17 protein-coding genes and 1 tRNA gene are annotated in these 14,209 nt (G+C 55.3%); 13 read left to right on the forward strand and 5 right to left on the reverse strand.

Annotated elements, in window-relative coordinates; all coding sequences use genetic code 11:
* Positions 1–30: 30 nt before the first annotated feature.
* From RCA23_RS12095 to RCA23_RS12110, 4 genes are all read right to left on the reverse strand, one after another.
* Positions 31–107: transfer RNA gene (locus tag RCA23_RS12095), tRNA-Arg, on the reverse strand.
* A gap of 58 nt (positions 108–165) precedes the next feature.
* The gene (locus tag RCA23_RS12100; RefSeq protein ID WP_044050527.1) at positions 166–1,542 is read right to left on the reverse strand and encodes a sensor histidine kinase; all 1,377 of its coding nucleotides are present in this window, start codon (positions 1,540–1,542) and stop codon (positions 166–168) included.
* A gap of 19 nt (positions 1,543–1,561) precedes the next feature.
* Positions 1,562–2,977 (reverse strand): dihydrolipoyl dehydrogenase family protein, encoded by a 1,416-nt coding sequence (locus RCA23_RS12105; protein ID WP_044050528.1) that lies wholly within the window; start codon positions 2,975–2,977, stop codon positions 1,562–1,564.
* A gap of 2 nt (positions 2,978–2,979) precedes the next feature.
* Positions 2,980–3,711, reverse strand: a complete 732-nt coding sequence (locus RCA23_RS12110) for a TVP38/TMEM64 family protein (RefSeq protein WP_044050529.1) — start codon at positions 3,709–3,711, stop codon at positions 2,980–2,982.
* Positions 3,712–3,946: 235 nt separating this feature from the next.
* Between RCA23_RS12110 and rpmH the strand changes: the two genes are divergently transcribed.
* The 13 genes from rpmH (at position 3,947) to RCA23_RS12175 (ending at position 13,419) form a co-directional block, all read left to right on the forward strand.
* Positions 3,947–4,081 (forward strand): 50S ribosomal protein L34, encoded by a 135-nt coding sequence (gene rpmH / locus RCA23_RS12115; protein WP_012177012.1) that lies wholly within the window; start codon positions 3,947–3,949, stop codon positions 4,079–4,081.
* A gap of 14 nt (positions 4,082–4,095) precedes the next feature.
* Positions 4,096–4,485 carry a ribonuclease P protein component gene (gene rnpA, locus RCA23_RS12120; protein ID WP_044050530.1) on the forward strand — a complete coding sequence of 130 codons (390 nt, stop codon included), beginning with the start codon at positions 4,096–4,098 and terminating at the stop codon, positions 4,483–4,485.
* Positions 4,482–4,721, forward strand: coding sequence for a membrane protein insertion efficiency factor YidD (yidD, locus tag RCA23_RS12125; RefSeq protein ID WP_044050531.1), 240 nt, complete (start codon positions 4,482–4,484; stop codon positions 4,719–4,721). Before rnpA ends, yidD begins: the two co-directional genes overlap by 4 nt.
* A 320-nt stretch (positions 4,722–5,041) precedes the next feature.
* Positions 5,042–5,257 carry a hypothetical protein gene (locus RCA23_RS12130; protein ID WP_044050532.1) on the forward strand — a complete coding sequence of 72 codons (216 nt, stop codon included), beginning with the start codon at positions 5,042–5,044 and terminating at the stop codon, positions 5,255–5,257.
* 55 nt (positions 5,258–5,312) lie between these two features.
* Positions 5,313–6,167, forward strand: a complete 855-nt coding sequence (gene ttcA / locus RCA23_RS12135) for a tRNA 2-thiocytidine(32) synthetase TtcA (protein WP_044050533.1) — start codon at positions 5,313–5,315, stop codon at positions 6,165–6,167.
* 53 nt (positions 6,168–6,220) lie between these two features.
* Positions 6,221–7,252 (forward strand): EAL domain-containing protein, encoded by a 1,032-nt coding sequence (locus tag RCA23_RS12140; protein WP_052377172.1) that lies wholly within the window; start codon positions 6,221–6,223, stop codon positions 7,250–7,252.
* A 107-nt stretch (positions 7,253–7,359) separates the two neighbouring features.
* Positions 7,360–9,144, forward strand: coding sequence for a membrane protein insertase YidC (gene yidC, locus RCA23_RS12145; RefSeq protein WP_044050534.1), 1,785 nt, complete (start codon positions 7,360–7,362; stop codon positions 9,142–9,144).
* 1 nt (position 9,145) lies between these two features.
* A complete protein-coding gene (locus tag RCA23_RS12150) occupies positions 9,146–9,895 on the forward strand; it encodes an MOSC domain-containing protein (RefSeq protein WP_044050535.1) in 750 nt (249 codons plus the stop codon).
* On the forward strand, positions 9,892–10,542 hold the full coding sequence (gene yihA, locus RCA23_RS12155) for a ribosome biogenesis GTP-binding protein YihA/YsxC (protein WP_044050536.1): 651 nt from the start codon (positions 9,892–9,894) through the stop codon (positions 10,540–10,542). The genes RCA23_RS12150 and yihA overlap by 4 nt, the downstream gene beginning before the upstream one ends.
* A gap of 72 nt (positions 10,543–10,614) precedes the next feature.
* Positions 10,615–11,502 carry an acetylglutamate kinase gene (gene argB / locus RCA23_RS12160; RefSeq protein WP_424459775.1) on the forward strand — a complete coding sequence of 296 codons (888 nt, stop codon included), beginning with the start codon at positions 10,615–10,617 and terminating at the stop codon, positions 11,500–11,502.
* A gap of 14 nt (positions 11,503–11,516) precedes the next feature.
* On the forward strand, positions 11,517–12,308 hold the full coding sequence (locus RCA23_RS12165; protein WP_044050537.1) for a sterol desaturase family protein: 792 nt from the start codon (positions 11,517–11,519) through the stop codon (positions 12,306–12,308).
* Complete coding sequence (locus RCA23_RS12170) at positions 12,305–12,925, forward strand: hypothetical protein (protein ID WP_044050538.1); 621 nt, start codon at positions 12,305–12,307, stop codon at positions 12,923–12,925. Before RCA23_RS12165 ends, RCA23_RS12170 begins: the two co-directional genes overlap by 4 nt.
* Entirely contained in the window at positions 12,922–13,419 is a 498-nt protein-coding gene (locus RCA23_RS12175) for a histidine phosphatase family protein (protein ID WP_169701409.1), read from the forward strand. Before RCA23_RS12170 ends, RCA23_RS12175 begins: the two co-directional genes overlap by 4 nt.
* A 23-nt stretch (positions 13,420–13,442) precedes the next feature.
* On the opposite strand, the gene RCA23_RS12180 is transcribed toward RCA23_RS12175, so the two are convergent.
* Positions 13,443–14,207, reverse strand: coding sequence for an amino acid ABC transporter ATP-binding protein (locus RCA23_RS12180; RefSeq protein ID WP_044050539.1), 765 nt, complete (start codon positions 14,205–14,207; stop codon positions 13,443–13,445).
* Positions 14,208–14,209: the final 2 nt, after the last annotated feature.

Below are 14,209 nucleotides of genomic sequence, written 5' to 3' on the forward strand. Positions count from 1 at the left end.
TATGAAGCTGTTGGATGTGAGATAAGTCAGTGGCGGACCGAGGAGGATTCGAACCCCCGACCCCCTGATTCGTAGTCAGGTACTCTATCCAGCTGAGCTATCGGTCCACTGATCGGGGAGATAGCGGGAGGTGGGCGCGGATGCAAGGGCAATATTTCGAAAACTTCAGTTGTTTGCTTTTGGCAACTCGATGGAAAATATACTGCCCTGCGCATCTGATTTTTCCAGGCTCAAACGTCCGCCGTGACCGCGGATCAACTCGGCACTAATGGCCAGGCCCAGACCAGAGCCACCTTTGGTTGTGCCGCCTTGAAAGGCGGTAAACAGGTTATTTTTTGCCCGCTCGGGCAGACCCGGACCGTTGTCTTGCACTTTGATCCACCAATGCCCCTGCGCATCTGCAGCACTCAAATCAATTTGCCCTTGCCCTGGCGTGGCCTCCAAGGCCTGGCGGGCATTCCGGCACAGATTTGAAATCACCCGATAGAGTTGCTCAGGATCGGCCCGCAGTTGCAAATCTTCCGCCACAGTGCGTGTGAATGTGATTTTGCCCTCGCTGGCCAATTGCTCTGCCTCCACCACATCCTCAAACAGGCGCGACAGCTTCAACCATTCGAGCTGAGGGGCAGACTCCTCGGCGCGCCCGTAGGCCAGTGTCGTCTCACACAGGTGGATGGCCCGTGAAATCGATCGAACAAGTTTTGGTGCCAATCGTGCAACCGTGGGGTCTTCGCTCGCTTCGATGCGATCGGTAAACAATTGCGCCGAACTGAGGATGTTGCGCAGGTCATGGCTGATTTTTGCCACAGCGCCACCCAATTGCGCCAATCGCTCTTTTTGCTTCAAAGCACCTGTCAATTCAACTTGCATGGATTTCATCGCATCTTGGGCTTCGCGCAGCTCGCGGAGCCGAGCATTGGGGGCAATGATGCTGCGGGCATCTTCCGGCGCGTTGGCGTAGGACTGCATATGCGAAACCACTTGGCGCATCGGTAAGAGCAAGGCCTGCCGCACGGCCCAAAACAGCAGCACCGCTGTTAGGGCCGAAATCGCCGTTGACACCCAAAGCACTTGAATAGCATAGGCCACAAGCGCTTCATGCAGCCCGCGGGTGGACATGGTAATCTCAATCAAAAGCCCGGCCCGGCGTACCGGATCTCCCAGCACGCGAATGACGTGATCACTGGAATCGAACAGGGCGGCCAAACCGTCAACCACCAAGTCATAAGCAGAGGGATGCCGCAAATCAAAAGAGGCGACGATCGGCGCGGGAATAGGTGAAGACAGCACCAGCTGGCGCACCTCATTGCGCCGCAACACCACGTTATAGATTTCAGCTGTTTCTAAGAGCTCCGCCTCCAGATCCGAAGAGATCCGATCTTCCGCCTCAAGCGCCAAGGATGCGATTTGGGCGCGCTCGAGGCTTGCACTCAAATAGTCTTGCCGAAAGCGCGCGACAGATGGCACCAGAATCAGAACTTCCGCCAGCACCACAAACAGCACTGTAAGGATAAAGAACCGTCCTGAAAGCGTTTGAAACATTCTATTGTGACCTGAGACTTTAAGGAATAAATCGCTGCACTAGGCCGACCACGCGCCGAATGAACGGGCTTTCAAACAGCTTCGGCGAAAAATAGGCGCCGGCGACCCTTTTGTTGATCTCGCCCATGGTGGGATAAGGCAGGACCATAGCAGCGATTGCAGACATTTTGAGATTGTTGGCCAGAGCCATAGCCCAGATCCCAATCAGCTCTCCGGCTCCCGCGCCGACGATAGAGGCACCAACGGGCCTTCCTTTGACCACCATGACTTTGATCAATCCCGTGGTCTTGCCGGTGGCAATTGCCCGGTCGCTGCCGCCAAAATCAAATCGAGCAACCTCCAAACGCGCGCCATATTTTTCACGTGCATGCGCTTCGGTCAGCCCCACTTGCGCCAGCTCGGGATCAGTATAGGTCGCCCAAGGAATGTGATCACTCTTCGCCTTGGCCGGCAGACCAAAGAGCATGGAGCGGATTACAACCCCGGCATGATACCCCGCCACATGGGTGAATTGCAGAGCACCGGCCACATCGCCAATCGCATAGACCCGCCGGTTGCTGCTGCGCAGCCCCGCGTCCACCTTTATCCCACTTCGATCAAAGGCTATTCCAGCGGCTTCCAGATTGAGCCGCTCTATATTGACCTTGCGGCCCACGGCCATCAAAAGATGCGTCCCATGAAACTCACCGCGTGATGTGGACACGGTGACATCACCGCCCGTGCCTGACACGCTTTGCGCCAAGGCCCCCTCGACAATCTCAATGCCTTCATCGCGCAGCTTCAGCACGAGGATCGCCGCCAATTCGGGATCATCCTTGGCAAAGACCTGTTGCCCTTCTATCACCGTCACCTTTGATCCAAGGCGACGGTGCGCCTGCGCCATCTCCATGCCAATGGGACCGCCGCCAATAATCAAGAGATGATCTGGCCGCGCGCGCAAATCGAATATTGTTTCATTTGTATAATAGGGCACATCGCTCAGGCCAGGGATGGGCGGCACGAAGGGGCTGGAGCCGGTGGCGATTACGATTCTGCGCGCGGTGATCACCCGCTCTCCTGCTTGGACCTCTGTGGGGGAGATAAAACGGCCATAATCCTCAATCATCGTTACGCCCAGGCCGTCAAACCGTTCTACGCTGTCATGCGGCGCAATCTGGTCAATGACCGAGGCCACAAAATCTTTGGCCTTCCCATAGCTGACCGTATTCTTGCCCGGCCCAACACCCATGGCGGCATTGCCTCCCTGCCCATGCGCCACAGCGGCAGCGGCCAACAGGGCTTTTGACGGCACACAGCCATAATTGAGGCAATCACCGCCCATCTTATGGCCCTCCAGCAACACAACCCGCGCGCCCATCTGCACCGCACCCGCCGCAACAGACAGGCCACCCGATCCGCCGCCAATCACCAAAACATCTGTTTCTATCCGCTCCATGCTCAAATCCCTTTCTTGCCGCGCAAGACCTTAAGCACGATCGGCAAGGCCGAGAGCAGGCAAAGGCCCAAAATTGGCAAAATAATTTGCGGCTCCCACACGATGGAGAGATCCGGTGTCTGCCCGCGCTCAAAGATATCGCCCAGCCCCGCGCCAATAGAGGTGAACACCAAAGCCCCAGGAAAAATGCCCAAAAAAGTTGAAATAACAAAGCGTCGCAGCGGCACATCGAGAAAACTTGGTACCAGATTGGCCAAAAAGAATGGCACCCCCGGAATCAAACGGATGAGAAATAACATGGACCATTGGTTCTCATCCACGCCGTCTTTAATCTTTTTAACCAAACCTTGAGAGTTTTCCAAAGTGGCGGCAAGCTTTGCGCCAAACCCCCAGCGCGCCGCCAAGAAAATAGCACTGGCTCCCAATGTTGCCCCTAACATATTGTACAAAACTCCTGGGAAGGTCGCGAATAAAAATCCACCCGTCAGGGACAGAATCAAACCTCCCGGCACGGAAAACGCCACAAACAACGTATAGACCAAAATGAAGACCAGAACCGCCGCTAGGTAATTGGCATCGCGAAATTCAATCAAAACAGCCCTATGCTCGCGCAGGCTGTCGAAGCTCAAATACCCTTGCAAAAAATAGGAGCCGGTTGCCACAAACACCAGCAACAAGATCGCGGCGCGATATTGCACCAAGATACGAAAAACGGATGTGAAGAATGCCTGCATTATCAAATTCCCTATATATTTCCCGTACACATGCATGCCTAAACAGAGTTTTCCTACCCCACCTCACGCTTCATTGATGAGAATCACAAAATTGTTTCAATGATTATAAACTTTCTGAAAGAAATTTGCCGAAAATAACGCATTGTCTGTTTGACTCGCCGACGATCAGGCCCTAAAGGCTGGGTCCTGAAATAAATGGCTTAGCAGTTGAGCTGATCCAACCGGAGACTTCGCGATGAAACGCACATTCCAACCATCGAACCTTGTTCGCAAACGCCGCCACGGTTTCCGTGCACGCATGGCCACAAAAGCTGGCCGCAAAATTTTGAATGCACGCCGCGCCCGTGGCCGGAAATCATTGAGCGCATAAGCGCCCTTCCAGTGATGTCTGAGTTTAACAACAGTAAGTCCGGCGATCATGGGTCGTCGGACTTATTGGTGTTGGAGAGTTTGAAACAACGCAAAGACTTTTTGCGGCTGGCCCATGCGAAACGGGTCCATTCCACAAGCTTCGTACTTCAGGCCCGTGATCGAGGCGATGCGCAGGTGCTGCGTGTCGGCTTCACCTGCTCCAAAAAAGTCGGCAATGCGGTGGCGCGCAACCGTGCAAAACGCCGGCTGCGCGAAATCGCCCGTCTGATTTTGCCGCGGTTTGGTCAGGCCGGCCATGATTATGTGCTCATTGGCCGGGCCAATGTCACCGCCACCACCAAATTCACCGCGCTGCAAGACGAGCTCCTAGCTGCCTTGCGAAAGTTGCAAGGCAAGCCATGACGATCTTTGCCCATATCCTCGCCCTGCCCGTGCGGTTTTACCGGCTATTTTTTAGCCCCTGGGTGGGATTTAATTGCCGGTATCAACCGACCTGCTCGGCCTATGCGCTTGAGGCGCTGGAAAAGCACGGCGCCTTCAAAGGCTCCACCTTGATCCTGCGGCGCTTGGGTCGATGTCACCCTTTTGGCGGCGATGGCTACGACCCGGTGCCCGGAAAACACCCCCCTAAATCGTGACCAAAAATCCACACGAGCGGGATATTTGGCCCAACCCTCTTGCCTGAGGGTGAGTGCCGTGCGACAAAGGCACCACGCAACTCTTTGAAAGGGAGGAAAATAATGACAATTTTGAATTATATCTCTCGATGTGCGTATTGTGGCAATCAAGGCGCTGCGTCCTAACGCATCTGTCACCGGGCTTCTTTTGCCCTCTGCCCCGCCCAAACTTTAGGGCCCAACCCTCATAATTCCATCCCATTTACACGCCACCGGCCCTCGGCCGCGGCTGTCTATTTTACAACATTGAGCGTGGCTTCTGCCCGTTCAGGAGACATATCATGACACTTATTGAACGCGACCACCTCTTGGCCCATATTCAAGACTTGATCAGAGACCACGGAACTCTTCGGGTCTTGGGCCAAATCCTCAAACTCAAATTAATGCGGCGCAGAACCAAGCGGGCCATGCATTTGCCCGTGAACCCGCATATGCGCCGCGACATCGGGTTGACCCCTGCGCATAAACCGCCTGATCCGTTCAAGTTTCTTTTGTAGCCTGACCGATCCAAGAGCAATTGCAACCCATCAGCGGCTTGGGCATAAGGTGCGCATGTTAGATGACGATACAGAAATTCATCCGCTCTTTGAGGGGGCGCCAAAAACCACTGAGTTCAAAAAGCTCCGCAAGCGCCTGTTGCGCAACACCCGCGAAGCCATCGAACTTTATGGGATGATTGAGCCAGGCGCGCGCTGGCTGGTCTGCCTATCGGGCGGTAAAGACAGCTATACGCTCCTGGCGGTGCTCTATGAATTGAAATGGCGCGGCTTGCTGCCCGTTGACTTGATTGCCTGCAATCTCGACCAAGGTCAGCCGGGCTTTCCAGCAACCGTCTTGCCTGAGTTCCTTGAGCGCATGCAGGTGCCACATCGCATTGAATACCGCGACACCTATTCGGTTGTGATGGACAAAACACCGGCCGGGCGCACCTTTTGCGCGCTATGCTCCCGGTTGCGGCGCGCCAATCTGTATCGGATCGCCCGCGAGGAAGGCTGCTCCGCCGTGGTCTTGGGGCATCACCGCGATGATATTTTAGAGACATTTTTCATGAACCTGTTTCACGGCGGCCGTTTGGCGACGATGCCGCCCAAGCTGGTCAATGAAGATAAAGATCTGTTTTTGTATCGCCCCCTTGCGCATGTCGCTGAAAAAGATTGCGAGGCTTTTGCCAAAGCGATGAATTACCCGATCATTCCCTGTGATCTCTGCGGCAGCCAAGATGGGCTGCAGCGCCAACAGGTCAAGGCAATTTTGGATGGCTGGGAGGCTAATCATCCCGGGCGGCGCAATGTGCTGTTTCGCGCATTAACCAATGCCAGACCCTCTCATCTTCTTGACAGCAAGTTGTTTGATTTCCTTGGCCTGGCTCTCGATCCGCAGGGCGAGCGAAATCCGCCTGCTGATTAAGCCAATCCTTACTATTTGTCCGCTAACTGTCCTGACGACAATGAGGACGACCCGTGATCGCTTGGCAAAATCAAACCGCAGCCAGATTGCACAATGGCCTATTATGGGCCCTTGGTGCACTCTGTGGCATCGCTTTAACAGCCACCTTGGCGCGCATCTTCGCGCCGGAGGCTTGGCTATGGGGCGCGATTCTATGTGCCGCGATGGCTGCGCGCCTCCTTCGGGGGGCAGCCGCCAAAACATCAACCATCACCCCGCCCGCCTCAAGCAAAAGCAATCTCGCCACCACGCAGGACCTCAAGTCCGCCTTCGATAATCGGGAGATTAGACCGCATTTTCAACCACAGGTCAGCCTCAGCGATGGGCGGATCACCGGCATGGAGGCTTTGGCACGCTGGCACCATCCAAGCCAGGGCATGGTTCCACCGCTGGCATTTTTATCCTCCGTCGCTCAGGCTCAACTTTGGCATAAATTGACCGACACGATACTGCACGACTCCCTAAGCGCCATGCGCGATTTGGAAGACGCTGGCATTTTCGTCCCGCAAGTCGGCGTCAATTTCGCACAATCGGATCTAGAGCATCCGCAGCTGGTCACCCGAATCCTATGGGCGCTGGACCAATTCGATCTGCAGCCAAACAGGCTCTCGGTAGAGGTACTTGAAAGTGTCGTAGTGCAGGACGCGCAATCGCCCGTGCGCCACGCGGTCAATTCTCTGGCCAAGCTTGGATGTCACATTGATCTGGATGATTTTGGCACCGCGCAAAATCCATTCGACTCCCTACGCCAATTGCATATTGACCGAATGAAAATTGATCGCTCCTTTGTTTTCAACATCGATAAGGATCCCAAAAAGCAAGATATGCTCGCAGCTGTCGTTCTAATGGCCCAACGCCTAAATCTTGACACCATAGCCGAGGGCATTGAAACCGATGCGGAGCGGCGCGTCGTGCAAAAACTTGGCTGCGGCCATGCGCAGGGTTACGGAATCGGCAGGCCGATGCCCCTTGATCAATTGCAAAATTGGGCTTTGCAATACCAACAAGCGCCCCACCCGCACACATCACCCGCAAAATTGGCATAAAGGGCGCGAAAAGCCCAGAAATCCCCGAATCTACTTGACCTTTTGCCCTGCCGACGGTTGAACCCCATGTAACCCGATATCGGGCAAATGACGCATGGTGGGCTCAAATGGACGATCAAAATAAAAACCTTCTCTTGGCCACAGGCCTCAGCTTTGCGGTGATGCTGGCCTGGTTCGCAATTGCGCCGCCGCAAACTGCGCCGCCGCCAGAGCAGGCCCAAACTGAAACCGCGCCCGTTGCCGCAACTGCCCCCGGCACAGCCGATGTCAATACAAATATCGCCTCTGGCAACGCACAGGCCGTTGCAGAGGCCAGCCGCATCACGATCAGCACGCCGCGCCTCGAAGGCTCTCTATCGCTTCTCGCAGGCCGGATTGATGATTTACGCCTCAAAGACTACACCGAAACCATAAAAGAAGGGTCTGAAATTGTGACGCTTCTGTCACCGGAAGGCTCCGACAACGCCTATTACGGCATTAACGGTTGGGCCGCCGCCTCTGGCGTTGATCCTGCCGACGTGCCGGGCCCCACCACGCTTTGGTCCACCAAATCCACCCAGCTGACCCCCACATCGCCCGTGACCCTGATCTGGGACAATGGCAAAGGCTTGGCCTTTCAGCGCGTGATATCGGTCGATGAGAATTTCATGTTCTCTGTCGAGCAAACCGTGCAAAACAACGGCTCGGCGGCCGTAGCGCTGGCCCCCTACGGTCAAATTGCCCGCCACGGCGAGCCGCCCAACCTCAAAGGTTTTTTTATTCTGCACGAGGGCATGGTGCGCATGTCCGACGGCGAATTGAACGAAACCAAATATGACAATATGCCCGAATTCGATATCAACCCCAAAGAACGCGCGCCGGCAGATGTCGTGCAAGTGGCCGAAGGCGGATGGATCGGCTTCACAGATCACTATTGGATGACCACAATCGTGCCGCAGGGCGCGTTCAAATCCGTGGCCAAATATGACATCAACAACGACGTCTATTTGACCGAAGCGGTACAGCCAACACAGACCATCGAAGCGGGCGCCTCAACCACCGTCACATCGCAGTTTTTCGCCGGCGCGAAAGAATGGGAAGTGATCCGCAGCTACCAAAGAGACAAGGGCGTGGATCGCTTCGTCGATAGCATCGACTGGGGTTGGTTCTACTTCTTGACCAAACCCATATTCTGGCTGCTGCATACAATGAACGGTTTCATCGGAAATATGGGCTGGTCAATCATCTGCTTGACCCTGGTGATCAAAGCGTTGCTTTTGCCCCTGGCTTATAAATCCTATGTCTCTATGGCGCGTATGAAAGAGCTGCAGCCAGAGATGGAAAAGCTGAAAGAACGCGCTGGTGATGACCGGCAAAAAATGCAGCAAGGCATGATGGAGCTTTATAAGAAGAATAAGGTCAACCCTGCCGCCGGCTGCCTGCCCATCCTGCCGCAGATCCCAATTTTCTTTTCGCTCTATAAAGTGATCTTCGTGACGCTGGAGCTGCGGCACGCCAGCTGGTTCGGCCCATTTCAGGATCTCTCCGCACCAGATCCAACTTCGATCATGAATCTGTTTGGCCTCCTGCCTTGGGGCGCGCCAGAGCCTGGATCCATCGTGGCCTTGATCTTGATTGGCATCTTGCCGCTTCTTTTGGGCATTTCCATGTGGATGCAGCAGAAACTCAATCCCGCGCCAACAGATCCAACACAGGCGATGATCTTCGCATGGATGCCTTGGGTGTTTATGTTCATGCTTGGCGGCTTCGCCTCGGGTCTCGTGGTCTACTGGATTGCCAACAACACGATCACCTTCATTCAGCAATATTCGATCATGCGCAGCCAAGGGGTCAAACCAGACGTCTTTGGCAATATCACCAGCACCTTCAAGCGATCGAAAAAGAAGAGCTGATATGCCGCGCGTTACGGATATATTCCGCCACCCGCTGAAATCTCATGGGCGTGAGGCCTTACAGCGGGTGACATTGTCTCAGGGGGCGGCCATGCCCTGGGATCGCCATTGGGCAGTGGCCCATGAGGCCTCCAAAGCCGATGGCCGCGAATGGGCCGCCTGCGCCAATTTTTCCCGCGTCTCAAAAGCGCCGCTCCTCATGGCCATCACCGCGCGGCTCAATGAGGCAGATGAAAGCCTCACACTCTCGCACCCCAATCGCAAAGACTTCACCTTTCAACCCGATGATGAACGGCAGCTGTCAGGGTTTCTGGCTTGGGTCAAACCTCTGATGCCTGCGGATCGCGCGCAATCCGCGCGCATTCTGCGCCTCCCCGAGCGAGGCTTTACAGATTCCGACTTTCCATCCATCAGCATCAACAGCCACGCCTCCTTGCGCGCTTTATCTGAGCATATAGGGCAGCCGCTGTCACAGCATAGATGGCGCGGCAACCTCTGGATTGACGGGCTGGATCCATGGGTAGAACACAGCTGGCTTGAACAAAAGTTTCGCATCGGCAGCGTGGTTTTTGAAGGCGTGGAGCCAATCGAGCGCTGCATGGCTACAACCGCCAATCCCGACACCGGCCTGCGCGATGCCGATACGCTCAGTGCTTTGAACGCCCTTTGCGGTCATCAAGACTTCGGCCTCTATGCCCGCGTGATTGAACCGGGCACACTCTCACTCGATGACACGTTGGAGCTGTTATGATCCTACCTTTCCCGATCGCGGAACCTGAAAGCGACGCTGCCGCCGAATTGGGGCGCAAACTGTTTTCCGGTCCAGTCGACTTTCTCAAGGGTGTGGTTGCCATGGATGGCCTGCCCGATGCCGATCGCGTCGAGGTTTGCTTTGCCGGGCGTTCAAATGTCGGCAAGTCCAGCTTGATCAACGCGCTGACCAACCGCAAAGGCCTGGCCCGCGCGTCAAATACGCCTGGGCGCACCCAAGAGATTAATTTCTTCGAACTGGGCGAGGCGCGCTATTTGGTCGATCTGCCGGGCTATGGCTACGCCAATGCGCCGCTTGCCGTGGTTGAAAAGTGGCAACGCCTTTTGAAAAACTACCTTTCTGGCCGCCCAAATTTGCGCCGCGCCTTTGTATTGATCGACAGCCGCCACGGAATAAAACCGGTGGATGAGGAGATCATGCAGCTCATGAACAGATCCGCCCTGACCTTTCAGGTGGTCATGACCAAAGCCGATAAGATCAAAGACCACGAACGAGACCGAGTATTGGAGCAAGTGCGCGGGAAATTGGCAAAGCACCCCGCCGCCTTTCCAGAGCTGATCCTGACAAGCTCAGAAAAAGGCGAGGGCATTGCCACATTGCGCGCGGTGATCTCCAGCTTAGAATAGCTGTCTGCCTGTAAAACACTCTTGGCACGACGGCTTGGAGCCACTACGCTTGCACAAGCCGCTTCAGACCAGATGCCACAGAAAGAACACCCCATGAAAAGCGAATGGTTAACCACCGCCAGCACCTTGTCGAAAGCCTTGCCTTATCTGCAGCGCTATGACGGTGCGACAGTGGTGATAAAATTTGGCGGCCATGCCATGGGCAGCGATGCGGCCATGGAGTCCTTTGCGCGTGATGTTGTTTTGATGCAGCAGGTGGGTGTGAACCCGGTGATTGTGCACGGCGGCGGGCCGATGATCAACGACATGCTCAAGCGCCTTGATATTCAATCCGACTTCGTCGACGGAAAACGCGTCACGGATGCGGCCACCATGGAAGTGGTTGAAATGGTCCTGTCAGGTCGTGTCAATAAGCGGATCGTGCAGGCCATCAACGCGCAGGGTGGGCGTGCGGTCGGCCTATCGGGCAAGGACGCCAGTTTGATGACCTGCGATGTTGCAGATCCGAAATTGGGCCTGGTTGGCAAACCGCGTGACATTGATCCAACCGTGCTGAATACGCTTTTTGAGGCGGATATGATTCCAGTCATTGCCCCACTCGGCTCAGGCGATGCTGGCGAGACGTTTAACATCAACGGCGACACAGTCGCTGGCGCCATTGCCGCAGCACTCAAGGCTGATCGGCTTTTGCTTCTGACCGATGTCTCAGGCGTGAAAAATGCGGAGGGCGAAATTCTTACAGAATTGTCGCCAGACACCATCAAACAGTTGACCGCCAGCGGTGTGATTGCCGGAGGCATGATTCCAAAAACAGAAACCGCGCTGGAAGCGATTGCGGGCGGTGTCCGGGCGGTGGTGATCATCGATGGCCGCGCGCCGAATGCCTGTCTTTTGGAATTGTTCACGGACCATGGGGCCGGATCTTTGATCCGATCGCCCGATGCTCCCATTGGATCATAGAGAAGAGCGCGCAGATGTCCCAAGACGCCATAATGCGCCTCGCCATATTTCTTGGCCTATTTGCTATTTTAGCCGGCATTGAACATTTGGCCCCGCGCCGTCCTCGGCCGCAAAAAAACCGGCGCTGGATCACCAATTGGATCTTTGTTGTGGTCGACACGCTCACCCTGCGCGCCCTTGCGGTAATTCTTCCATTCGCCGCCGTTTCGGCGGCCGCAGATGCCAGCGCCCGGGGTTGGGGCCTCCTCAACCTTGTTGCCCTGCCCGGTTGGGTCGAGTTGGTACTGGTCATCCTGGTTATGGATCTCGCGATCTGGCTGCAACATTTACTGAGCCATAAAATCCCGCTGCTCTGGCGCATTCACCGCGTGCATCACTCCGATATTGAATTTGATGTCACCACAGCGATCCGCTTTCACCCCGTGGAAATTGCCCTGTCGATGGGTTTCAAGATTGGCATTGTCTATCTGCTTGGCCCTGCGGCCTGGACTGTGGTCGTATTTGAAATTTTGCTCAATGGATCGGCCATGTTTAACCATGCCAACATCGCATTGCCAAAGAAATTGGATCGCGTCATTCGCAGTGTTTTGGTCACCCCTGACATGCACCGTATTCATCATTCGGTGCATCGCTTTGAGCACGACAGCAACTACGGATTTGCTCTATCTTGGTGGGACCGCCTATTTGGCACCTATACCCAGAGCCCGCAAGACGGCCATAGTCAGATGAAAATCGGCCTACAATGGCAAGATTTACGCCCCACGCGTCTGATCTGGTCCTTGGCTCTGCCATTCTTTCGCAAATGACATATGACGACCTCCTCCGCAGGCTGCAGGCGGAGCAGCTGACAATCTTCGGAAGCTTACGCGGTGCGCAGGGCACGATCCTATTGCTCGGGCCGCATGAGCCCGGGTTTTGGCCTGTGCTTTGTGACAGTCCCGAGTGGCAAGATGGTGCGGCAGATCCTGTGGACCGCTGGTCACGACGTATGATCACAGGGTTGGCAGACAGGCTGGGAGCGCAGGTGCATTTTCCTTTTGGAGCGGAGCCGGCGCCGTTTCTGACTTGGGCTATGGCCAGTGATCGCGCCTGGGTCAGCCCCGTCGGCATGCTGGTGCAGGCCGAAGCCGGGCTTATGGTCTCCTATCGCGGCGCATTGGAATTTAATTGGCATATCGAAACGCCTGACGCCCCGCCCCGCCCCTGCACCGGATGCGCCAAGCCCTGCACCACCGCCTGCCCAGTGGGCGCGCTACAGGGCGCTCAATACGATGTTGAGGCCTGCAGATCCTATGTGCGGTCTGATCCAGCACAACGCTGCCTCACGCACGGCTGTCTGGCCCGGCGCGCTTGTCCGGTTAGTCAAACCTATGCGCGCAACGTGGAACAATCGGCCTACCACATGCGGGAGTTTTTGAATTGAAGCTCATATTAATGCGCCATACCCATGCCGACTGGGCCCCCGGGCAGGACGATCACGCCCGCCCACTCAGCCCACGGGGGCAAGATGAGGCGCGCCGGCTGGGCAATTGGCTCAGAAAATCCGGTCATCTGCCAAGTCATGCACTGGTTTCAGATGCCAAGCGCACAGGCCAAAGTTTTGCAGCGCTGGCGCTGAGCTGCCCGGCTGATGCACTGGCGGAGCTGTATTTGGCAGAGCCTGCATCTTTACGCGCGGCTATCAATGCCCAGCGCAACACGGACTGCCTGTTGCTGCTGGCGCATAATCCCGGCATCGCCGAATTGGCCAGCGCCCTGGTTCAAACACCACCGGCACATGCCGCTTTTTACACATATCCACCCGGCGCAACGCTTGTGCTAAACTGCGATCCCCAAGGCGGTACCGCGCAGCTCATTGACTTCACGACGCCAGCAGATCTTGCGCCACAAAAAAGGGCCCCGAAGGGCCCGATTTAAACTCTGATAGGCCCACAAGACCGCTAGTGACCCAAAATTTGGCTCAAGAACAGTTTGGTGCGATCTGATTGGGGATTGTTGAAGAACTCTTCTGGCTCGTTTTGTTCGACGATTTGCCCCGCATCCATGAAAATGACCCGATTGGCCACCTGACGTGCAAAACCCATTTCATGGGTCACACAGAGCATGGTCATACCGTCTTCAGCCAGTTCAATCATCGTGTCCAACACCTCTTTGATCATCTCAGGATCAAGCGCAGAGGTGGGTTCATCAAAGAGCATAATTCGAGGCTTCATACACAAGGAGCGCGCAATGGCCACCCGCTGTTGTTGACCGCCCGAAAGCTGGCCAGGATATTTGTCCGCTTGCTCCGGAATTTTAACTTTCTCGAGAAAGTGCATCGCCGTTTCTTCGGCTTCTTTCTTGGGTGTTTTACGCACCCAAATTGGGGCCAAAGTGCAATTTTCCAAGATGGTCAGATGTGGAAACAGATTGAAGTGCTGGAAGCACATGCCAACTTCGGAGCGCACCTTATCAATGTTCTTCACATCCGAGGATAACAATGTTCCATCAACTGTGATGGATCCCTTTTGATGCTCTTCCAGAGCATTGATGCAACGAATGAGGGTGGATTTCCCGGAGCCGGACGGTCCGCAAATCACAATCCGCTCGCCACGCTGCACATCAAGATTGATGTCGCGTAGCACGTGGAATGTGCCATACCATTTATTCATGTCCTTGATTGAGATTGCGATCTCATCAGAAACTTTCATTTGGGCTTCAGACATTC

Origin of the sequence: Planktomarina temperata RCA23, from assembly GCF_000738435.1 — a bacterium.
Lineage (GTDB): Bacteria > Pseudomonadota > Alphaproteobacteria > Rhodobacterales > Rhodobacteraceae > Planktomarina > Planktomarina temperata.